Origin of the sequence: Pelovirga terrestris (assembly GCF_014773365.1) — a bacterium.
In the GTDB taxonomy this organism is placed as follows: Bacteria; Desulfobacterota; Desulfuromonadia; order Desulfuromonadales; family Geopsychrobacteraceae; genus Pelovirga; species Pelovirga terrestris.
The window spans coordinates 234,782-256,948 of sequence record NZ_JACWUN010000003.1; the positions used below are offsets into that span (position 1 = coordinate 234,782).

The 22,167-nt window shown below is 55.3% G+C and carries 21 protein-coding genes; 7 read left to right on the plus strand and 14 right to left on the minus strand.

Going from position 1 to position 22,167, the window contains the following annotated elements:
• Window positions 1-57: 57 nt before the first annotated feature.
• Genes cobK through cbiD form a run of 6 tightly spaced genes read right to left on the minus strand, consistent with a single transcriptional unit; the run spans window position 58 to window position 4,645 of the window.
• Window positions 58-744, minus strand: coding sequence for a precorrin-6A reductase (cobK, locus tag ICT70_RS04115; protein WP_191154114.1), 687 nt, complete (start codon window positions 742-744; stop codon window positions 58-60).
• Window positions 741-1,487: a precorrin-3B C(17)-methyltransferase gene (cobJ, locus tag ICT70_RS04120; protein WP_191154115.1), complete on the minus strand. Its 747-nt coding sequence runs from the start codon at window positions 1,485-1,487 to the stop codon at window positions 741-743. Before cobJ ends, cobK begins: the two co-directional genes overlap by 4 nt.
• The gene (locus ICT70_RS04125) at window positions 1,480-2,271 is read right to left on the minus strand and encodes a cobalamin biosynthesis protein (RefSeq protein ID WP_191154116.1); all 792 of its coding nucleotides are present in this window, start codon (window positions 2,269-2,271) and stop codon (window positions 1,480-1,482) included. Before ICT70_RS04125 ends, cobJ begins: the two co-directional genes overlap by 8 nt.
• Complete coding sequence (gene cobM / locus ICT70_RS04130; RefSeq protein ID WP_191154117.1) at window positions 2,255-3,022, minus strand: precorrin-4 C(11)-methyltransferase; 768 nt, start codon at window positions 3,020-3,022, stop codon at window positions 2,255-2,257. The genes ICT70_RS04125 and cobM overlap by 17 nt, the downstream gene beginning before the upstream one ends.
• Window positions 3,015-3,647: a precorrin-6y C5,15-methyltransferase (decarboxylating) subunit CbiE gene (gene cbiE, locus ICT70_RS04135; RefSeq protein WP_191154118.1), complete on the minus strand. Its 633-nt coding sequence runs from the start codon at window positions 3,645-3,647 to the stop codon at window positions 3,015-3,017. Before cbiE ends, cobM begins: the two co-directional genes overlap by 8 nt.
• Complete coding sequence (gene cbiD, locus ICT70_RS04140; RefSeq protein ID WP_191154119.1) at window positions 3,644-4,645, minus strand: cobalt-precorrin-5B (C(1))-methyltransferase CbiD; 1,002 nt, start codon at window positions 4,643-4,645, stop codon at window positions 3,644-3,646. Before cbiD ends, cbiE begins: the two co-directional genes overlap by 4 nt.
• Window positions 4,646-4,830: 185 nt before the next feature.
• On the opposite strand from cbiD, the gene ICT70_RS04145 reads away from it, so the two are divergent.
• Window positions 4,831-4,983, plus strand: coding sequence for a hypothetical protein (locus tag ICT70_RS04145; RefSeq protein WP_191154120.1), 153 nt, complete (start codon window positions 4,831-4,833; stop codon window positions 4,981-4,983).
• Window positions 4,984-5,038: 55 nt separating this feature from the next.
• A complete protein-coding gene (locus ICT70_RS04150; protein WP_191154121.1) occupies window positions 5,039-6,007 on the plus strand; it encodes a GGDEF domain-containing response regulator in 969 nt (322 codons plus the stop codon).
• 17 nt (window positions 6,008-6,024) lie between these two features.
• On the opposite strand, the gene ICT70_RS04155 is transcribed toward ICT70_RS04150, so the two are convergent.
• The 7 genes from ICT70_RS04155 to ICT70_RS04185 all read right to left on the minus strand — a co-directional run bounded on the left by ICT70_RS04155 (window position 6,025) and on the right by ICT70_RS04185 (window position 11,322).
• Entirely contained in the window at window positions 6,025-6,621 is a 597-nt protein-coding gene (locus ICT70_RS04155; protein ID WP_191154122.1) for an NUDIX hydrolase, read from the minus strand.
• Window positions 6,622-6,626: 5 nt separating this feature from the next.
• Window positions 6,627-7,190, minus strand: a complete 564-nt coding sequence (locus tag ICT70_RS04160) for an elongation factor P (RefSeq protein ID WP_191154123.1) — start codon at window positions 7,188-7,190, stop codon at window positions 6,627-6,629.
• A 264-nt stretch (window positions 7,191-7,454) separates the two neighbouring features.
• Window positions 7,455-7,820 carry a PaaI family thioesterase gene (locus ICT70_RS04165; RefSeq protein WP_191154124.1) on the minus strand — a complete coding sequence of 122 codons (366 nt, stop codon included), beginning with the start codon at window positions 7,818-7,820 and terminating at the stop codon, window positions 7,455-7,457.
• Window positions 7,820-8,008 (minus strand): hypothetical protein, encoded by a 189-nt coding sequence (locus ICT70_RS04170; protein ID WP_191154125.1) that lies wholly within the window; start codon window positions 8,006-8,008, stop codon window positions 7,820-7,822. Before ICT70_RS04170 ends, ICT70_RS04165 begins: the two co-directional genes overlap by 1 nt.
• Window positions 8,009-8,106: 98 nt before the next feature.
• A complete protein-coding gene (locus ICT70_RS04175; RefSeq protein WP_191154126.1) occupies window positions 8,107-8,601 on the minus strand; it encodes a J domain-containing protein in 495 nt (164 codons plus the stop codon).
• Window positions 8,602-8,700: 99 nt separating this feature from the next.
• Window positions 8,701-9,270 (minus strand): LemA family protein, encoded by a 570-nt coding sequence (locus tag ICT70_RS04180; RefSeq protein ID WP_191154127.1) that lies wholly within the window; start codon window positions 9,268-9,270, stop codon window positions 8,701-8,703.
• 33 nt (window positions 9,271-9,303) lie between these two features.
• Window positions 9,304-11,322: a hypothetical protein gene (locus ICT70_RS04185; protein ID WP_191154128.1), complete on the minus strand. Its 2,019-nt coding sequence runs from the start codon at window positions 11,320-11,322 to the stop codon at window positions 9,304-9,306.
• A 182-nt stretch (window positions 11,323-11,504) separates the two neighbouring features.
• Here ICT70_RS04185 and ICT70_RS04190 point away from each other — a divergent pair, with 182 nt between their 5' ends.
• A complete protein-coding gene (locus ICT70_RS04190; RefSeq protein WP_224746798.1) occupies window positions 11,505-14,495 on the plus strand; it encodes an ATP-binding protein in 2,991 nt (996 codons plus the stop codon).
• Window positions 14,496-14,507: 12 nt separating this feature from the next.
• Here ICT70_RS04190 and ICT70_RS04195 read toward each other — a convergent pair whose 3' ends face one another.
• Window positions 14,508-15,275, minus strand: a complete 768-nt coding sequence (locus ICT70_RS04195) for an alpha/beta hydrolase (RefSeq protein WP_191154130.1) — start codon at window positions 15,273-15,275, stop codon at window positions 14,508-14,510.
• Between the two features lie 271 nt (window positions 15,276-15,546).
• Between ICT70_RS04195 and ICT70_RS04200 the strand changes: the two genes are divergently transcribed.
• The 4 genes from ICT70_RS04200 to ICT70_RS04215 all read left to right on the plus strand — a co-directional run bounded on the left by ICT70_RS04200 (window position 15,547) and on the right by ICT70_RS04215 (window position 22,080).
• Entirely contained in the window at window positions 15,547-17,127 is a 1,581-nt protein-coding gene (locus tag ICT70_RS04200; protein WP_191154131.1) for a DUF2868 domain-containing protein, read from the plus strand.
• Complete coding sequence (locus tag ICT70_RS04205; protein WP_191154132.1) at window positions 17,124-18,539, plus strand: GTPase/DUF3482 domain-containing protein; 1,416 nt, start codon at window positions 17,124-17,126, stop codon at window positions 18,537-18,539. The genes ICT70_RS04200 and ICT70_RS04205 overlap by 4 nt, the downstream gene beginning before the upstream one ends.
• Before the next feature lie 158 nt (window positions 18,540-18,697).
• Window positions 18,698-20,800: a type I restriction-modification system subunit M gene (locus tag ICT70_RS04210; protein WP_191154133.1), complete on the plus strand. Its 2,103-nt coding sequence runs from the start codon at window positions 18,698-18,700 to the stop codon at window positions 20,798-20,800.
• Window positions 20,797-22,080 (plus strand): restriction endonuclease subunit S, encoded by a 1,284-nt coding sequence (locus ICT70_RS04215; protein WP_191154134.1) that lies wholly within the window; start codon window positions 20,797-20,799, stop codon window positions 22,078-22,080. Before ICT70_RS04210 ends, ICT70_RS04215 begins: the two co-directional genes overlap by 4 nt.
• Window positions 22,081-22,167 lie beyond the last annotated feature (87 nt).

Consider the following 22,167-nt stretch of genomic DNA (forward strand, 5'->3'; position numbering starts at 1 on the left):
CAGCGTTCTGGTCGCCCAGTTATCTGATCCTGGGGACATGCTTAAATGGTTGACCCCCTACCCGATCACCACCAGCTCGATCCCCAACTCTCGACAGGCCTGCCGCTTCTGTTCAAAGCCACTTCCCTCGCCGCTGTTCTTGGTCACCAGGCCGTCGATGCGGTACTCGCGACAGAGGGCCAGGTTGAACGCCGTGGAAAACGGCCCTTGCAGGGCGATGATGCGCGAGCGAGGAAATCCGGCGGCGACGCATTTGGCGATGGAGTCTTCAAAGGGGAGGACGCGGGCATAGCCGCGGGTGGCGAGGTGGGCGAAGCGGTCAATGCTGTTGCTGCCGGTAGTGAAGAGGATGCGTTGATGGGGGGAACTCAGCAGGTAGGCGGCGGCTTCATCGGCGCTGGTGCAGGTCACGATTCCCGGTTCTACTTGGAGTTCGGCGACCGGGCGTACCCGGTCTTCGCAGACGATCGCACACTCTTCGGCAACCCGGCGGGCGATGGCGCTGATTTCCCTGGCGTGAGGGTGGGTGGTGTCGATGATCCGGGTGATGCCCTGTTCAGCGATAAAGCGTGTCAAACTCTCCAAACTGAAACGGGTGTGGATGACCCGTCCCGGATAGCGGACGCCGAATTCCCGCAGACCGTAGTCGGTGGCGACACTGATGATCAGGGGCTGCTCTTCCGCTTCGTCCAGTTCAGCGACCACCTGATGGGTGGTGGAGGTGCCGCCCAATACGAGGATCATTCACGTTCTCCGTATTTGGCAGTGTAACCGCGCGGCGTGACCAGCTTGCCGTTTTTAAGGATGGTGCGGGTACTGCCGACCATAACCAGGGTGCTCATGTCGATGTTTTCCAGATCAAGCTGACTTAAGTAGCCGGTCCAGGTGTGTTCCCCCTCCCGGTAACAGTGGCGCACGAAACCACAGGCGAGGTCACCGCGCTCCGCCATGAAGCGCTGCACCGTGTGGGCGAGCTGGCTGGTACGCTTTTTACTGCGCGGGTTGTAGATGGCGCAGACGAAGTCACCGCTGTTGACCGCCTCAATGCGCTTCCGGATCAGTTCCCAGGGGGTAAGCAGGTCGGACATGGAGATGATGGCCAGATCGTCGGCGATGGGGGCCCCGAGGCGCGCCGAGGCGGCCATGGCGGCGGTAATGCCGGGGATCACTTCGATGGCATCGGGGGCGTGGGCCAACTCGAAAACCAGCGAGGCCAGGGAGTACAGCGACGCATCACCGCCACAAACCAGAGCAACGCGCTGCCCCTGCTCCATGGCAGCCAGGGCCTTCTCCACCCGCTCCTTCTCACCGGTCATGCCGTTGCTGAAGACCTGAGCGGTAGCGGGGATCAGATGCTCTATCTGTTCCAGATAGGGTTTATAACCACAGACGTAGTCGGCGCTTGAGATGGCGTGACCGGCGGCGGGAGCCATGTAGGCCTCTGATCCGGGGCCGGTTCCAACCACAAACAGAATTCCATCAGGCATGAATGAGTCCTTCCCGGGCGATGGCGATGGTGACAGAATCGATAACGGTGCGCGGCAACAACAGGCGCGGGTTGACGGCTGCCAGCAGGGCCGAGGGCTCGGCCACACCGGGAATCCCCAGATGGCGCATGGGACCGTCGTGAACAGTAAAATGATAGAGGGAGTTCTCATAGGCGCTGCGGGGCAGAAAGCGCAGATAAAGCCCCAGATCCACGATCGCATCCAGCAGACCCGCTTCATCCTGCTTGAGCCAGGCCGAAGTTACCAGCCGCAGTTGATCAGTCGTAATCCCCGCCTGTTCACAGCCACAACGGATAGCGTGCAGAATCGCCGCTTTGTGGGTGCCGCGACGGCAGCCGATCCCCAGCACATGGCAGCGGTTGGCCTCGGTAGCGGTGGTGATGACCGGGGTTGCACCGGTGATAGACGCCACAGCGTGGGCAAGATGGTTGGCACCCCCTTCGTGACCGGAAAGGGTACTGATGGCGAAGCGTCCCACCTCGTCACAGGTGACCACGGCAGGGTCCTGGTATTTGGACTGCAGGTGGGGGGCGATCATACGGGTGACGATCCCCTGGGCCATGACCGCGACAATCCCGCGCTTGCTGCCGCCCATCAACAGGGCGAACTGGTCGGCGAGGGAATCGTAGGGGCCGGCATCATATGCCGTGGCCATTCTTCGAGGTAGATGGAGACGACCGCCCAGTCCGGCGCTGATTTCCGCCGCCAGCCGCGCCCCGGCCCCGGTGACAGCGATGACTGCAACTTCAGGGGCGGGTGCCATGGCTGAAATCCCGGTCATAGAGTTTTGAATAAGCGCCGATGGCACCCAAAGGCTTGCCGATAATCACCACTGCATGCTTGTTGACACCGCTCTCGGCAATCTGCCCGGCCATATCCGCCAGGGTGCCGCGCCGCATCAGCTCATCGGGCCAGCTGGCGCGATAGACCATGGCTACGGGAGTTTGCGGGCTCCAGCCCTGGTCGAGAAACTGCCGGGCAATCTCGCCGAAGCGATTCACCGAAAGGTAGAAACAGAAGGTGCCGCCATGGCAGGCCAGGCGCGCCACCTCTTCATCCTCGGGCACCGGCGTGCGCCCGGCAATCCGGCTGATAACCAGGGTCTGGGACTGTTCCGGCGCGGTCAACTCGGTGCGCAGGGCGGCGGCCGCCGCGAACACCGCCGTGACACCGGGAATGACCGAATAGGCAATATCCCGTTGATCGAGCTCGGCCATCTGCTCCTGAATGGCACCGTAAAGGGAGGGATCGCCGGTATGCAGACGCGCCACGCTGTGACCCTCGCCGGTGGCCGCGACCATGACGGCAATAATCTGCTCCAGATTCATGGAGGCGGAGTTGTGAATAGCAGCACCGGCAATGCAGTGATCAAGGATTTCCGGAGCCACCAGACTGCCGGCGTAGATAACCGTCCGGCAGCGCTTGATGGCGTTGATTCCTTTAAGGGTGATCAGCTCCGGATCGCCGGGTCCGGCGCCGATAAAATAGACCTGAGGACGCTGACTGTTATCCATCAAATTGACCTTCCTTCTCTTTTTTTATTCCCACCACACAACTCAAGGGACCTTCAGGGATGACCGTTTTCCTGGTTACGGGGACGATCATTTGATTATCAAGGCTGAGGTTACTCATGACCCAGAGGTCAAAGTGCTCAAGAAGTAGACTGTAGCGCTCCAGAATCGTGCGGGGATGGTGGCTGTGATCGCAGAGCAGCAAAAAACGTGCGCTTGCCATGATAGCCGCAATGTCCAGCTCCTGCCGTCCGTGAGCAGAAAAGAATCGGGCCTCCTGCCAGGGTTCGGCAATAGCGGCAAAAGCGGCCTGAACGACGCTGACGCCGGGAATAACCGTCACTGATTCCCGTCCAAAGGCCTGCACAACGGCGCGGCTGAGGCTGTAGAACCCGGCATCACCGCTGACCAGCACACCGATGCATTGGTCCGGATGGTTACGGATATACGCGATCGTCCCGCTGACCAGCGGCACCGGTTCATGACAGGGGATCGTCAGCCCCCCGGTCAGGCGCGGCGCGCCAACGGCCAGGTCGATGGTTTCCAACGCCTGACAGGCGCGTACCGTCAGCAACTCGGGGCTACCGGGACCCATGGAGATGATAAAAATGCGGGGTTGTTGATTCACAGATCACCTGAATTTGCTGTGGGATAACTTGCCAAAAGTATTCCCGCCATATCAAACAGCAACACCTCCACCCGCGCAAAACCGAAATCCCTCTGCACCCGTTCGGCAATGCGCTGCGCCACCGGAGCAAAAGATGCCGGATAGCGCTGACAAATTTCCTCGACGGTGTTGAAGGTCCCGGTCAGCTCCAGCATAGCGGCGACAAAACCCTGCGCCTGGGGGGAGGCGTTGGAGTGGGTGTTATAGCAGCCCATGGCTAATTTAGCCAGCTTGCCGGGATGCCCGGCGAGGGTCAGTTTTTCTACCTGTCGCCGGCGCAGATAAGCCAGGGCCTCGGCAAAAGCGTTGCTCACCAGCACGGCACTGGTGCCGGGGTGCAACGCCTGCAAATACTTTTCACCGATCTTGCCGGGCACCAGGGTGATGGGATGGCCCTCAGCCAGTTGTACGTCAATTTCACAGCGGATGGTGTCCACCAGCGCCTGAACGCTCATGGGTTCAACGATTCCGGTGGTACCGATGATGGATATTCCCCCCTCAATACCCAGACGCGCATTGAAGGTCCGCGCCGCCAGCCGCTTGCCGTCCGGCACCCAGAGAGTCACGACAGCGCCGCGAGCCGCACCGATCTCCGCCCGCACATTGGCTTCGATCATGGCGCGGGGGACCGGATTGATAGCGGCCTGCCCGACGGGAATCTGCAAACCGGGGCGCGTGACCACACCAACCCCTTCGCCGCCGACGATATGGATAGCGGTATCGTCCTCACGCAACGCCACCCGGGCCCATATCGCTGCGCCGTGGGTGACATCGGGATCGTCACCGGCGTCCTTGATGACCATGGCACCATGGGACCGGCAGACAACAGGGACACTCAGCCTCCCTCCGTCAGGGAGCATGACGTCGACATCATCGCCGTTCAGCTGATGAATGATGAACCGGGCATGGGCTCTGGCAGCGGCCGCTGCAGCGGTTCCGGTGGTAAATCCTTTTCGCATGGGGAGCGATGGTGTGCTGAATAAACATGCCTGTCAAGACTTTTGCACCGAGATAGTTCAGAATGTAACTTTATTTGGCAACAGCTTCGCTGAACAGACCATAGTTCAAGATATCTGCGTCATTTTAACCAACTGGTGGGGAGGGAAACCTGAGCTGTCTGGATCTGGCACTGGAAGCGCAAACATTGGGCAAACCCGTCTACCTGATTGATCCGCAGCAAAAAAATAACTTTACCGACGGGCGCTGCTGGCGCAAAATTGAGCAGTTGCTGCAACAGGGGTCTGTCTCTTTACGCAACGAGGATCATTTGTTCGAGCATCTGCAGGTTGGGACATAGTTTTTGATTATAAATAAAGGTCGCTGCTGAAAAAACCATTAAGGGAGATCATCTCATGCCCACCACTGACCGCTGCCGCATCCTGATCGCCGATGCCGACCTGATGGGTGTAGCCAGCCTGATCGGAACCTTGAAGGATCGTTATCATGTCGTTACCGCCAACTCCAGCGATCAGCTGTTAACACTGCTCCATCAGCAGTCCATTGATCTGCTGCTGCTGGACACCAGCCTGCCGGGGGAAGAACCCTTCCAGCTCTGCGAGAAACTTCGGCAGGAGGATAAAACCACTCACCTCCCGATCATCTTTGTTGCACCCCAAGCCTCACCCCAACAGGAAGAGAAGGCCTTTGAGTGCGGAGCCTCCGATTACATTGCTCGTCCCTATACCGCCCCTTCGGTCAAAGCGCGGGTCAAAAATCAGTTAAAGCTCAGCGCCGCCCTGGCTGAACTCAAGCGTCTCAACACCCTGGCGCTGGATGCCAACCCCAACACCGGTCTGCCGGGCAACAACAGCATTCATCAGGAGCTGGAACGGCTGCTGAACAGCAATGAAGAATACTGCGTTATCTATGCCGACCTTGATCATTTCAAACCCTATAATGATGTCTACGGCTTCGCCCGTGGCGACGAGATGATCATTTTTACCGCAAACGTAATCCGCGTTGCCCTCCACGCTGCCGGTTGCGGCCATGCCTTTCTTGGCCATATCGGCGGTGATGATTTCATGTTTACCCTGCCCTCGAGTGTTGCGGCGCGGGTCACTGATGATATTTTACGGCGCATCGATCTGGAAATCCCTGAATTTTATTCCCCCGATGATCGTCAACGCGGTCACATCCTGGCGGCTAACCGTGAAGGAGTTGAACAGCTTTTTCCTCTAGCCAATTTAAGTTTGGGGGGTATTGATCTGGCGGTGCGACGCTTTAACAGTGTCCTGGAAATGATCGACGCCTGCACCGAGATGAAAAAGCTGGCCAAACAGAGCTCATCCAGCAGCGTTCAGATTTGTCGCCGGCGAGGGTAAGGGGGATGAATATTCCTTCAGAAGTGTTCGGGATAACGAAACGACAGATTATAACGTCCCAAAAAGTTCTGCAGCAGGCGGTAGGTGATCCCCCACAGGGGGCGATTGCTCCACTCGGGCAATTCAATGACCGGATGGCGACGCCCGGCGCCGCGATAGTGAAACTGGTGCAGGCGATTGCGCGCCGGATCAAGCAAGGTGCGAAACGGTACCCAGAATAGGTCGACCACCTCACCGTTGAGGCGAAAAGCAGGTTCGTTGTCAAGCTGATAGACAAAGCAGGCAATGTGAATTGACAAATAAGCCCCGGCCAGATCATCACTGCGACCAAGGTACTGGTATGGGGCAAGCTCCAGCCCGATCTCCTCGAGGGTTTCCCGTTCGGCTGCGGCCTGTGGACCGGGATCTGTCGGATCAACGCCGCCCCCCGGAAAAGCCAGATCCCCCGACCAGGGATCGAGTTCATGCTCGGCGCGCCGGATAAACAGAACTTGCGTTTCTCCGGCCTGCTCACGCAGCAGCATGGCCACTGCCGCCCGGCGGAAATCCTGCTGCGTCAACAGTTGTGGCTGATGTTGAGTCAGACCGGTTCTGATCTGTTGCAGGTCAATCATGGCGACTAAGCCCGGGAAACGAAGCGGCGCTCCCGGGTATCAACCTTGATTTTTTCCCCACTCTCAAGGTAGCCCGGCACCTGCACACTGATGCCGGTTTCAAGCACGGCCTCTTTGGTTTGAGCAGTGGCAGTAGCGTTACGAATCGCCGGCGCGGTTTCGGTCACGGTCAATTCCACCACCTGCGGCAGATCAATAGTGACAACCTGATCGTTATAGACGCCGAGGGTGACTTCGGCTCCTTCAAGCAAGTAACCGCGAATATCCTCATAGATATCGCCGCCCAGCTCATACTGTTCGAAACTTTCATTGTCCATAAACACGCCATGATCATCGGCAGCGTATAAAAACTGCCCCTTACGACGGGAAAAATCGGCCTCGTCGAAACGGTCGCCTGATTTGAATGAACCAGTCAACACCTGGCCGGTCAGCAGGTTGCGATATTTGGTTTTGACCAGGGTGTTGCCACCACGCGCTGTCGGCGACTGGAAACTAACATCCACCACCAGACAGGGAGCGGCATCATGCTGAAAAATGACACCACGACGAAAATCACTTGCTTCGATCATAAATTGGGATACTCCTTGGAATGACATTACGACGGACAAAAAATATACTTTTATTATTGTATCTGGTCAGCTCTATCCTTGCGCAGGGCCTTTGGATCCTGTGGCAAGGGTTTTTGTCGCCATGGACGGCGACAAAAAGCGGTCATGGATGACCCAACGGGAAACAATCGCGTCCCTTGACATAGGATTCAAAGGCCAGGTGCTGAACCACTACCCTTCCTCAACCTCCGACAGCAGCGATTCGCTCTTGCGATAGGCGGTTCCCTAAAACTGAGCGATCAATTGCCCCTGCTCATCATGAATATCAACCTGGTACACCCCGAGTCGCCGATTGCAGGAAACCTCCCGTGCCGTAGCGACAAGGGTTCCAGCAAGAGCGGCGTTAATAAACGCCATGCTGGTATTGATTGCCAGGGCCAGCTGTCCGCGGCTGTTCACCGCCACCGCAAAAACAAAATCGGCCAGGGCAAACAGAGCACCACCATGAACGGTGTTGGCACCGTTAAAGTGAAATGGCCGGATCACCATCTTCGCGGTGGCAAAACCGGGCTTTACTTCGAGGAGTTCGAAACCACAATGCCTGGCAAAATGATCGTTGGCGCGAAAAAAATCAAGATATTCCTGCACCATCACCCCCACAAATTGTCGGAAAACTTTTTTGCCATGGGGCGCGGGTTATGCAGATGCTCTGCCTCATTGGCTTTGGCACCGCATTTACCACAGACGACCGTCGGTTTATTTGAGCGGCGATCGATCTCTTCCATCAGACCTTTGGCCTTGAGTTCACACATTTTTAATTGAGCCAATCCATCTTCCATAAAAAGCTCCTGTTGAGGTTTTGTCATTTAAGATGAGAATCATAGCTGCATTGGGGGCTTGAGCGCAAATCGAGGCGGCGGCACGGCGTGAAGTAAAACTAAGCGGGTGGTTTATTGCGCGGTACCTTGCGAAAAACTCCATCGCTGCCGCGGCAATATTGAGGTTTTTCTTTTTCCAGAGCACGGTGATAGAAAAAATTAAACGAGGGGGTTTTATTCGGCTTGGCAACTACCGGACGAACTGGTGTTGGTGCCACCGGAACCGCGTCCGGAGTAAAGATCGCATCAAGCAGCGAAGTGACAAAGCGGCTGAACTTTTGCGCCGGATCAAGGCTCGACGCTGGTTTAACCGCAGGGGCAGCGGCTTGACGCTGGTTGCGGTTGGCCCGTTCTTCATCGTAACGCACCCGCCGCGGCGGATCGGAAAGAATCCGATAGGCGTTGTTGATCTGACGGAAGAGTTCAGCTGCCGCTTCCGAGCCGCGATTGGTATCAGGGTGACAACGCTTGGCCAGACTGCGGTAGGCACTTCTGATTCGCTGCTGATCCGCGTCAGGCGGAATCCCCAGTAATTTGTAATAGTCTAATGCCATAACAATGCCCTGAGCTCTGCCCAATGAACCATACAAACCGACAAGCAAGGGTCAAAACCCGGTCGTCCTTGTACTTGTCGGCTGCATCGCGCAAAAACTTTAACCGGCAGCAAAGCTCACGGCGACATCCTGACGGTGTTCGGGATCAATAATCCAGAGAGTGCGCGGTTGAAACTTGAACATGTTGGCAACCACCAGATCGGGAAATTGCCCGAGCCGGGTGTTGTAGATGGTTACCGAGGCATTGTAGAGTTCGCGCCGGTCGGCGATCTGATCTTCGATTTCAGTGATCCGATAGCTGAGTTGACGAAAACCGGCATCGGCTTTGAGATCAGGATAACGCTCCACCACCATGAACAAGGATTTCAGGGTATCGCTAAGCATATTCTGGGCTTGCAACTGCTGCTCGTCGGTGCGTGCCGAATTGACCATGGAGCGCGCCTTGACCACCGCTTCAAGGGTTCGCTGCTCGTGCTGCATATAGCCTTCACAGACCTTGATCAACTTGGGCAATTCATCGTAGCGCTGCTTTAACAGCACGTCGATATTGCTCCAATCCTGGCTGATGGTGTTTTTCAGGGCAATAAAGCCATTGTAGATGATGATGGTGTAAACAATCACCGCGGCCAGCAGCAGCAACAACACCCCCAAGATGATCCAACCGGTCATAATCAGGCTCCTTTTTTATGGAAGAGAAAACGGCTAGTTTAAATAATCAAGCAGTAAATAGATGGCCGCTCCCAGCAGCATGGTGCTTAACAATAACAAAGCAATGGCCGTGTTGCGATATTTTCCAGTCAAATGGGTCTCGCAGTGGGTTTCAGCGATAATCAGCGGCCGCCCGGGCTGGCGCCCGATGACGATATGATCTTCCTGGCGGCGGCGCTGTTGACTGTGCTGGAGCAACCGCTGATGGTAGATCTCTTCTTCCATCTGGGCCCGCGCCGCATCCCATTCATCAACACAGATTTTTCCGTCACCGTCAAGATCAAACTGCTTTAAACGCGATGGATCCTGTTTGAGATCACGGAGCGATTTCTGCACCTCTTCACGCAAAGATTCGCCTTCTGCCGGCTTGTTAGATGCGAAACCGAGAACATAGAGCGGGGTCCCTTCAACAATAATTTCTTCTTGCCATTTTTCCGTCTGATCGGAATCAAAACGGGTCAGGCCGACCTGACCGGGGAAACCTTCCTGCCGGGTTCCGGCACGTACCCGACCACCGGCAGGATTGATTTCGATGCGACCGGTGCCATCTTCAAGAAAAAAACAAGCGCTATCGCTGGAGGCGACACTGATCGCCTGCCACCGGTTATTTTTGTCCTTGCGATATCGGGTCAGGCGATAGTACACACAGGGGGTATGCGACATGGGGGCCACCAGGGCGTACTTGCGCCGGGCGTTCCCCTTGACCTCTACCATTCCCATGGCAACGGAGCGGATCCGGCTGGTGGGGGTATTCTCGATCTTGCGTTTGATGCGCAGATGGTAAAATCCATAAGCAAAAGACAAAACAGCCAGAACAAAGGGCACCGCACCGGAAGCAATACTGTGGTAAGCGATCTGGTCAATCAGATCACTGCGATCAGCCAGTAACAGCAGGAAGAAGACAATAAAACCACCAGCAACCAAGATCAGTGTCCAGGTACGTTGTGCGGTCCAGGCCGCGGGGGAATTTGGCGGAGGCGCCGGCAACATCGGGATCGTTGACCGCCGCGCAAAGTTCTGCCGGTTGTTCGATCCGGCCTTGTCAGGATCACCCGTAGCGGCGGTAAATTCATCCCTCAATTCATCCATCAGGGGATGCGCCCCCAGCGTTGCTTCCCGGTCTATTTCTCCGCTGGCCATTAGTGGGGCCATTAGTAGGGTTCCCAACCCGCCTGGTCCTACACTCTGATGCAGGTTGCCGCCGGTCTGGCGCGGCAGTGAACCATGGCGCCACAGATCAGCCATCAACCAGCCATAGCGGGTCATGCCATTGAGGTTCTGGCGCAGGGCATCCTGATCATTTTTATCCGCGCGGCGCAACTGACAACCGGGCAACAGGGCCACCCCGAGATCGACATGGAGTTGAAAAGCGGCGGATTGTTCCTCCATCAATGTAAGCAACGCTTCAAGATTTTTGCGACTGCTCAAGGTGGCGGCTTCGCCCAGTCCCTGGGGGTTGAAACGCCCGGGGAAGACCCGCACCGCTGCAGTTATTTTTTTGTTTTTGTCGAGGCGATAGAAATCAAGAACAGGTTGTCCCTGGAGAATCATGCTGAACAGTTGCTGCGGGCCTTCAGCTTGCATCGCCTCACGTCCGCGGTAGGCGTTGCCGGCCAGCATACGTGCCATGAGCTTGTCCGCCAGCCCCCCAGAGACATCAGCCAGCACCGCCAGCACATTTGTACCTTGAGCAAACTCGACCTTTTCATCCCGGCAGGCGAACACCACCCCGCTGCTGCAGGTTTCGAGTCCATAGATTCGTCGGGGGGCAAAAGCAGGCGGCACCGGGTCTATCAGCCAATGAACATGACCTGCTTCGGCCAAAGATGCCGAGATCTGTTCCAGCTCATTGCGCGCCCCCTGGGCCAGCTGGGCCAGGCTGCGGCCTAGCAGCCGCTGACGACTCTGAAACAGGTCAAGCTGGTGGCGCTCGAACAGCAGGCGCAGAAAATCCTCAAACCGCTCCGGCGGCTGAGGATATTGCTGGACAATAAGAAGGGAATTTTGGGGCATACGACCCGACCTGGGCATTGGTTAAGTTTTATGAGTATAGTCACATAAATCGTGGCGCGGCAAGCATTAAGTAAACACAATAACCATTTGGCGTTGCGCCAGACAGATGCTAGTATGCGAAAGTTCACTGATAAATGAAAATCGAAAATCCTGGCATCAGTACTCATATTGAGAGGCCCTGTATGCGTCGTTGGCTTAAGGGATCTATCGGCAAAAACCTTGCTTTGCTGCTGATCATCGCATTGATTCCCGCCTTCAGCATTCTGCTGTTCAGTGGTGTTGAACAGCGGCAAATCGCCATTAAGGGGGCTGAAAAAAACGTTCAACTCCTGACCCGCAGTATGGCCCAGACGCAGTTTGATCTGGTCAATACCAGCCGCAGCATCCTTTCCACCCTGGCGCTACTGCCGGAAATCCAGAACGTTGATCTCGCCGCCGGCGAAAAGATATTTCAATCCTTGATCAAACAGAATCCTGAATTCCAGAATTTTACCCTGACCGATTTAAACGGTGAGGTCTTAGCCGCCGCCTTGCCCTTTGAAAACATCAATCTGGCCGATCGCAAACATTTTCGCGAAGCCATTGCCGACAATGATTTTGCTGTGGGTGAATACATCATCGCCCGAGTTGGCATCATTGAACCCGCCCTGGCATTTGCTTATCCGGTCAGAACTGCCGACGGGGAAGTCCGTGGAGTATTAACCGCCGCCGTCAACCTGGCACGTTTTTCCGCACTGCAGGACGTTCCGCAGTTGTCGGAGAAATCCTTTATTGCTGTCACCGATCATCAGGGAATCCGCCTGTACTATCAACCCAGCCGCCCCGCTACCAACCCGATTGGTCAGCCTATAGCGCAAGAGGCATGGGACAAGTCACGCGCGGCGCGGGAGAATGGGATATTCAAAAGTATCGGATCAGATGGTATCCAACGTGTCGTTGCCTTTGAACCGATCAGTCTGAGGCCTGACACGCCCGCCTATGCCTATGTCTGGGCCGGGATCTCGGAGCAGGAAATTCTCCAATCTGCCAACGCCATTCTGACCCGTAATCTATTGCTGCTGCTGGCGGCCATGATAGCAACCATGATCCTGGCCTGGCGCATTGGGCGCGCCACCCTGGTCAAACCGATCACAACCCTCGCCAGATTCAGCCGCAACCTGGTTCCAGGAACCCTTCTGGAACGTCCCCGGATTGGGCTTGTTCCAAAAGAGATCACAACCCTGTCCGATACCCTTTTCGACATGGCAACCAGGATCGAAGTCAATCGTAAAACCTTAAGTGACAGTGAATCGCGCTTTCGCCTGATCATGGACAGCCTTGATGCCATGGTCTACGTAGCCGACATGCAGACCTACGAAATTCTTTTTATCAACCGCCACGGCAGGAAGATTTTTGGTGATATCACCGGTCAGATCTGTTGGCAGGCCCTTCAATCCGAGCAATCAGGACCATGCCCTTTTTGCACCAATCATTTATTGATTGACGCACAAGGAAAGCCAACCGGTATCCACACCTGGGAATTTCATAACACCAGAAACCAGCGTTGGTACTACATCATGGATCGAGCTATCAGTTGGATCGATGGACGGATCGTGCGCCTGGAGATAGCGACCGATATTACTGACAAAAAAGATAGCGAGCGCGCTCTTGCAGCAGAAAAAGAGCAACTCGCTGTTACCCTTGACAGCATCGGTGATGCGGTTATCACCACCGACACCAAGGGTCACGTGGTACGGATGAACCCGATTGCCACAGAACTTACCGGCTGGAACATCAATGAAGCGACCGGTCGGCCCCTCGCTGAAGTTTTCCATATCATCAATGAGCAAACCGGTGAACTGTGCGAGAGTCCGGTGGAAAAAGTCCTGAGCTCCGGACAGATTGTCGGCCTGGCAAATCATACGGCTCTGATATCCCGTGATGGCCAGATGCGCAGCATCGCTGACAGTGGTGCCCCCATCACGACCAACAGCGGCGAAACCATCGGGGTGGTCCTGGTATTCCGTGATATTACCGACCAATATCGCCTCGAACGTGAACTCGAAAAGGCGCGTAAAATTGAGTCCCTCGGTCTACTCGCCGGGGGTATAGCCCATGATTTCAACAACATGCTTTCCGCGATTCTTGGTAATATCGATCTGTCTTTACTGGATTCCAACCTGGCTGAAAAAACCCGTAAACGCCTCGAGGATGCGACCAAGGCATCCCTGCGTGCCCGCGACCTGACCAGGCAACTCCTGACGTTCGCCAAGGGGGGGCAACCGATCAGGCAAACCGCCTCGCTGCCTGAGATTATCAAGGATTCAGCAGAGTTCATTCTCCATGGTGCGGAAGTGTCCTGCTGCTACGATTTCGCCGCTGAACTCCCGCTGGTGGATATCGATACCAATCAGATCAGCCAGGTGATTCAAAACCTGATCCTTAATGCCGTACAGTCGATGCCTAAAGGTGGGGTTCTTACCCTCTCCTGCGCCGTTGCAGCCGGGGATGAAATAGTCGACACACCTCTTGATCCCACCAGACCATACGTGCGAGTGACCATCAGCGACCAGGGTGAGGGGATCCCCGCTGACATCATCGACAAGGTCTTTGACCCCTATTTTTCCACCAAACCCCAGGGCAGCGGCTTGGGGCTATCGATCGTCCACTCGATTATCAGCAAACATGACGGCCATATTCAGGTGGACTCATCACCGGGGCAAGGAACCACCTTCAGCATGTACCTGCCGGCCTCAGCGAAAAAGCGACAGGAAGTCAACATTCAAGCCGACAAACCTGTGAACAACAGACTACAAGGCAAAGTGCTGGTGATGGATGATGAGGAATCGGTACGCCATACCATCTGCCTGATGCTCGAGGAATTTGGGTTGGAATCGCTGGCGGCGACCGACGGAGAAGAGGCCGTTCGTCTGTATCGGGAACATCTGGGCCAAGAACCCCCGATCGGCCTGACCATACTCGACCTCACCGTACCCGGTGGCAAAGGCGGAAAAGAAGCCGCACAGGAAATTCTCGCCCTTGATGCTGATGCCCGCATTGTGGTGTCAAGCGGCTACTCTCAGGATCCGATTATGGCTAATTATCGAGAACACGGGTTCTGTGCGGTTCTGGCAAAGCCTTTTGATCTGGATGAACTTGGCAACGTTCTCAACATCGGGTCAACCGCAAGGTAGCATGCATGTTACTTATTGCTCCCGGTAATGATCCAGGGAATCAATAAACCGATACAAGGTTGAAAAATACTCCTGCGCGTTGACGAACATGATGTCGTTATGATTACCCTGGGGGAAAATCTTCAATTCCTTACGCCCAGAAGCCCATTGGTATAAATGTTCAGCGTGGTGAACCCCCACCAGCCCATCATTGCGCGTATGCATCACCAACAGTGGGCCCGGATAAGCAGCGATTTTTTGCTGGTGGTTGAGATGGGCATCGACGGCTCGATCAAATTCCGGCAAACTGACTCCCAGTTCCTGTGGATGCACCCGTAACAGCAGACGTTCACGCACGTCGGCAATCCCGCTTTCGATTACCAACCCGGCCACACCAGGAAACAGCCGAACCGCCTCAAGGGCAAAGATCGCACCGACACTGCGCCCGAAGATAAGCAACTGCTCAGGCGGAAGCTGCAAAGCGGCAATAGTTGCCTTGACATCCTCCAGCATTTTACCCAGCTGTGGTTCGCCGGTTGAACTGCCGTAACCACGGTATTCGGCCAAAAAACAGTTGCACCCAATCTGAGCGATGGCTTCGACAAATCCGTCCAGCCAGTCATCCACAATCTCGCCATTGCCATGAAAATGGACCAGCGTTTTGGCCTGGGGATCAACTTCATGATAGTAACAGGCGAGCTGTGCCCCTTCGACCTCCACCACAACAGGCTCAGGCAAAAATCCCCGCCGCGGGAAAAAATAACGCTGTGAAATTAACGGGTGGTTGAGCAGATCATGCATGAGGAGCCTCCCGGGTAAGACATTGCAGCAACAGGCTGTCGCAACCGGCGGTTTTTTGTTATGATTCCGGCACAATGAAAATGTATTGTAACTATTCAGCTCTGCCCTTGCGCAGGGTCGGGGATCCTGTGGCAAGGGTGTTTGTCGCCATGGACGGCGACAACAAGCGGTCATGGATGACGAAAAGTGTCCCTTGACATAGGATTCCCGATCCGGTGTAAGAACAGACACACTCAATGAACAGTATCTCAATCAGATAGCGCCGCCGTCAATGAAACCATTATTTTCTCTGCCTGATATCCTTGACCTTGAATTTCTGTTCAAGCGCGATGAACCACGCCTTGAACAGGGCGATGATACTGAACTGCGCCGGCGCGACCGTGCCATTTATCTTGCCACCGGGCTTGATGTGAGCGCTGATCCTGCCACCCGCGAGCTGGCCGGCCATTGGCTTTGTGCCCGCCGTCAGGAATATCAGCGGCAGCAACTACCTCTGCCGGGGCAGATCTGGCAGGAAACCACCACCTTCAGCGCGTTTCTGTTCTTTTTGCTCAGCCTGCTGGCGGGGGTCGGTATGGCAGCATCTTTTCTCCGGTATGACGGCACTACGCCGGTCAATGTCTCCGGTTTTTTTGCCATCTTCATCCTCGTGCAACTGCTGCTGGTCATGCTCAACCTCGGGCTTTTCGCGTATCGTTTAGTGCCTCGGGTTAAGGTTCCCAAGTCCGTTCTCTATGCCCTGCTCAGCCGCGCCCTGGCAAAACTCTTTACCTCTGTTTTCAAACGTTCACAAAAACACCTGCCTGCCACCCGGCGGCTTGACCTGCAAGCCGTAGTCGGAAGCTTGCAACAGCTTCGACACCTCTACGGCAATCTGCTGCTATGGCCGGCCTTTATCCTGCTGCAGTTAGCCGGCATTGGTTTTAATCTGGGGGTATTGCTAACCCTGCTGGCTAAAATCAGCTTCACCGATATTGCCTTTGGCTGGCAGTCGACCCTGCCGTTGACCGACGCCTTTCTTGCCGAGCTGGTGCGCTGGATTGCCCTGCCCTGGTCCTGGCTGCTGCCACCAGAGTGGGCCTACCCCGAGATTGAGCAGATTATCGGCAGCAAAATTGTCCTGATTGAGGGCAACTGGCGCCTCACCAGCATGGGGCTTGCCTCCTGGTGGCCGTTTCTGCTGTGTGGCGTCCTGATCTACGGGCTGCTGCCGCGCCTGTTGCTGCTGAGCTGGGGAAGGTACCAGCTGCGCGCCGGACTGAAACATCTGCCCTGCGACAATGCCTCTTTTCGCCAGTTGCGCCGGCGCATGCTGACGCCGTCGGTGCAGACCGCAGCCAGCCACAGCATTGCCCCTTTTTCTCCGTCCCCATCACCGGCAACAGCTACGCCCGCGCAAAGTGCGCTCAAGCAACACACCAACCGTCGGGGCTGGCTGCTGCTGATTCCCGATGAACTCTGGGAGCAGTGCCCGACAGAGAAGATAACACCGTATCTGCACCAGATTGCCCCGGATGAACCCTTAGTGTCACTGCGTTACGGTGCCCTTGATCAGAGCGGTCAAGCCTTTCTGGAGCAGCTGATAGCCATCATGAACAACGACAAGTTGGCGGGCATCATGTTGCTACAGGAGGCATGGCAGCCACCGATTCGTGAGCTCACCACCCTGCTGCGCCAATTGCGCCAACTGACGACACCGACAACCCCCCTGGCCCTCGCGTTGACAGGAAGGGCACAGCGGGGGGAGATGATCACAGCGGTTCCATCTGCGGACTTGCAGCTCTGGCAAAAAACCGTAAAAACGCTGGCCGATCCCTATCTTGAAGTCTTTACCCTGATGACCGAACAATGACTGACAATATTCCAACCTTTGCCATTATCGGCCACCCGAATGAGGGGAAATCGTCGGTGCTGTCGACCCTGGCTGAAGACGATAGCGTCCGGATCAGTCCGATTCCCGGTGAAACCACGGAAATTCAGGCGTTTCCGGTGGTCATTGATGGCCGGGAAGTGATCCGCTTCATCGACACGCCGGGGTTTCAAAACCCGCGACAGACCCTGGAGTGGATGCAACACTATCAGGGTGCCGACGACCACCTGATTCCGACCTTTATCGCCGCACATCAAAGCGACCCGACATTCTACGATGACTGCCAACTGTTAACCCCCATCGCTGAAGGGGCCGGGGTTATTTTTGTCGTCGACGGCTCACGCCCGGTGCGCAATGTCGACCGCATGGAGATGGAGATCCTGCGCCTGACCGGCGCTCCGCGCATGGCGGTGATCAACAGCAAAGGCGACGACAGTGTTTACCTGCCCGACTGGCGCGCTGATTTCCGCAAACACTTTAACGCCATCCGCATCTTCAATTCGCGTCAGGCCAACTATGCCCAACGCATCGAACTGCTGCAGAGTCTGCAATCCATCGATCAACATCTGGAGCCGGTATTAAAAAAAGTGATCAGCACCTTTCAGACCGACTGGCAAGGGCGCAATCAGCGCACCGCCGAACTGATCCTGGAGCTGCTGAAAACAACCCTCGGTTATCGCACCACAGCGGTCTGTCGGCAACAGAGCTCAGAAGACAGTTTGAAGCAAAAACTGGTACGGGACTACATGGCCTACGTCAGCAAGCAGGAAAAAACCACTCATAAGGCGATTCGATCTCTCTACAAACACAACATCTTCAACCTTGACCTGCCGCAGCACTCGATCCTGCAGGAGGATCTGTTCAGCGAAAAAACCTGGGAGTTTCTCGGCCTGACCAACAACCAGCTGATCCTGGCAGCCACCATCGGCGGCGCCACCATCGGTGCCGGTATTGATCTGGCCGCTGCAGGGGTCAGCTTCGGGGTCTTTTCCGCCATCGGCGGGTTACTCGGCGCAGCGGGCACCCTGTTTAAAGGGAAGGACTTGATCGACAACTTCCATCTGCTCGGGCTGAAGTTCGGTGGTGAATCGGTGCAGATCGGCCCGGCAAAAAACATCCAGCTGATGTTTATTCTGCTTGATCGCAGTCTGCTGTTCTACTCCCATATCATCAACTGGGCCCATGGGCGGCGCGACTATGATCAGGAGATGCTGCTGAAACAGCAGGATCGGTCAAAAGAAGGCTTCACCAGCGGCTGGAGCAATGACGACCGCAAACTCTGCGCCCAGTATTTCAAAGCACTGCGGGATCAGGACAACGATGATCTGCAACGAGCAGCAACCCGCCTCCACCAGATTCTGGTGCGACAACTGGAGCAGATTGCCAGACAGTAATGAGCGTCCGGCTCAACTCCTCAAGTCAATCATCCCGCGCCACGGCGATTGACAGGCTGTGGCCGTGGCGATACCTTACAGCCGTATTACTAAAATGCAATACAACTGGCGAAAGCTTCCTCATAACTCCAGCGACAACCGAGCGGAATGATTTCTAAATGAACAAAGAACAACTCAAACAACTTGAAGCCGACCTGTGGGCAGCGGCTGATAATCTGCGTGCCAATTCCGACCTCAAGGCTTCGGAATACAGCACGCCGGTGCTCGGGCTGATTTTCCTGAAGTTCGCCGATATCAATTACCGCCGTCATGAAGCAGCGATTCTGAATGAATATCAGACGCTCAAAGGCACGCGCCGCGAAAAGCCGTTGCACGAAATTGCCATTGCCAAATGCGGCTTTTATCTACCGGAACATGCCCGTTACCGTTACCTGCTGAAGCTGCCGGAAAACCAGGACATCGCCAAGGCCATTGAAAAAGCGATGGAGGCGATTGAGGAATACAAGCCGGAGCTTGCCGGCAGCTTGCCCAAGGACGAATATTTCCGGCTGACCCGCACTGCGGAAACCCGGCTGCTCCCTTTTGATCTGCTGCGCCAGTTTGACAATATTCCCGATAGCGCCACCGGCGATGTGTTCGGTCAGATCTACGAGTATTTCCTGGGCAAGTTTGCCCTGTCGGAAGGTCAGGGTGGCGGCGAATTTTTTACCCCGCGCTCGGTGGTACGGCTGATGGTGGAGATCATCGAACCCCACGGCGGCACCGTATTCGACCCCGCCTGCGGTTCCGGCGGCATGTTCGTGCAATCGGCGCAGTTTATCGAAAAACACCGTGAGGTGTTTGAAGCCCAGGGTGAAGACACCAGCGTGTTTGTCTCCGGGCAGGAGAAAAGCTCGGAAACAGTCAAACTGGCACGGATGAACCTGGCCGTTAACGGCCTGCGCGGGCAGATTCTGCAAGGGATTTCCTACTACGACGATCATTTTCACTCCTGCGGCAAGTTCGATTACGTGCTTGCCAATCCGCCCTTCAACGTCGATGAAGTGTCGCTGTCCGGGGTGGAAAAAGATCCACGCTTTAACACCTACGGCATTCCGCGCAACAAGACCAAGGCCAAAAAATCCGAACAGGGCAAGGAGACGGTGCCCAACGCCAACTACCTGTGGATCAACCTGTTCGCCACCTCCCTCAAAGATCCCGGCAACAGCAGCCCCGGCGGTCGCGCCGCGCTGGTCATGGCCAACTCCGCCTCCGATGCGCGTCATTCTGAAGCAGACATCCGCAAGTCGCTGATCGAGAACAACCTCATTTACGCCATGCTCACCCTGCCGTCCAACATGTTTTATACCGTTACCCTGCCTGCCACTCTGTGGTTCTTCGACAAGGGCAAGACGGACGAGCGCATCCTGTTTATCGACGCGCGCAACATCTTTACCCAGATCGACCGCGCCCACCGGGAATTTTCGCCGGAGCAGATCCAGAATATCGCCATCATCAGCCGCCTGCACAGAGGTCGTCGCGATGAATTTGTCGCCCTGATTGAGCATTACTTTGAACAGGGCATGACGCGGTTGGTGGAAAACCGTCAGCAGGTCGAGCCGGTGGCCGAACAGCTGCTGGCGGTGCTTGATGACGATGCCGGCAAGGCCGCCGTAGCCGGACTGGTCGCGACCTGGGACAACCTCGCGCCCTTGCAGCAAGCCTGGGCCGATTATCAGCAGCGGCGTGGTGATGAGACAGATGTTGTTCAGAAGAACGCCGCCCAGCAAACCCTGCGTGCCACCTTTGATCCATTTTTTACCGTCCTGCATGAGAACCTCAAGCAGATCGACAAGGCCGTGCGCCGCCACGAAAAGACGCTGGCAGAAGCTGCCAATCAGGTCGGTAAACGCCGGAACGGCGACCGTGCCATTCGGCACCTGAAAACCGCGCTGGAAGAACTGCACCGGGAAGTGAAAAACGCCGAAAGCAGCTTTGGTCATATCCACTGGTTGCAGGAGCGATTCCCGCAAGCCGAATACGAAGATGTCACCGGTCTGTGCAAACTGGCCAGTCTGGAAGAGGTGAAAGAGCAGGATTATTCGCTGAATCCGGGGCGTTATGTGGGGGTGGTGATTGAGGAGGATGGAAAGACGGAGGAGGAGTTTATTGAAGCCCTGGCAGGCATGACAGATGAGCTTGTCCGCCTCAGCAAGGCTGCCTTAGAGCAGGAAAGAATCATTCTCCATAACACATCAAACATTACTGGTATTGACGAGTGAAAAACAATCTCGGTTTTTCTAAGCTGGAAGACTTGGGGACAGTGGCACGCGGCAAATCAAAGCATCGTCCTCGCAATGACCCATCGCTTTATGGTGGTCCTTATCCATTTATCCAAACCGGAGACGTTAAACACAGTAATTTCTACGTCACAAAATACACACAAACCTACAACGAGAAGGGGCTTGCGCAGAGTAAACTTTGGGAGCCGGGGACTCTTTGTATAACTATCGCAGCCAATATTGCCGATACTGCCATTCTTGTATTTAGTGCATGTTTTCCTGACAGCATTATTGGTTTCATTCCCAATGAGAAGCGATCTGATGTCCGCTTCGTCAAATATTGCCTGGAAAGCTACAAGTTTCAGATTCAGGGGATCTCGCAAGGGACAACTCAAGACAATCTTAGTCTCGAGAAGCTGCGTTCAATCAATTTCAGAGTCCCCGATCTCCCAACCCAACGCAAAATTGCCGCCATTCTGACGGCCTATGATGATCTGATTGAGGTCAACAAACGCCGCATCGCGCTGCTGGAAAAAATGGCCGAAGAACTCTACCGCGAATGGTTTGTGCGCATGCGCTTTCCCGGCCATCAGGACACCCGTTTTGTAAAAGGTGTGCCGGAGGATTGGGAGATCTCTCGTGTCGATTCCCTCGGGAAGGTTGTTACAGGGAAGACGCCATCAACCGTTGTCCCGCGCTACTACGGAGACAAATATCCATTTATCAAGACTCCGGACATGCATGGAAATATGTTTGTTTCGGAAACTAATGAAAAACTGTCTGAGGATGGCCTTCTCTCTCAGCGATCACAGACAATTCCCAAAAACAGTCTATGTGTAAGCTGTATTGGAACTGGAGGAGTAGTTTCAATCACCACGACAACGTCACAAACAAACCAGCAGATCAATACCGTTTGTTTGTACAGAGAAGAGGATTTGGAGTGGGGATACTATGTAATTTGCGGGCTAAAGGAGTCAATTTGGCTTTTTGGCTCGACCGGCACCACAATGACGAATCTAAGCAAAGGGAAATTTTCGGGGTTAAAGTTTTTGTCGCCAACAATAGAATTGAGAAATAAGTTCCACGAAATAGTAAAGCCGATATTTTTGGAAATTAATCAGTTGGCTTCGATGAATCGTAATCTCACCAAAACCCGCGATCTTCTCCTCCCGCGTCTGATCTCCGGCAAGTTATCGGTGGAAAACCTCGATATCCAGTTTCCACCCAGTATGCACAAGGACGCTTCAGCCACCGCAGTCGAAACCGAGGCCGGGGGCTAACGTTTGCAAGGATCGTGAAAAGGGTATTGCTCAAACAGGCGCAAATCTGAGAAGATGCAATACGACCTGCTCATAAAGACTGATTAT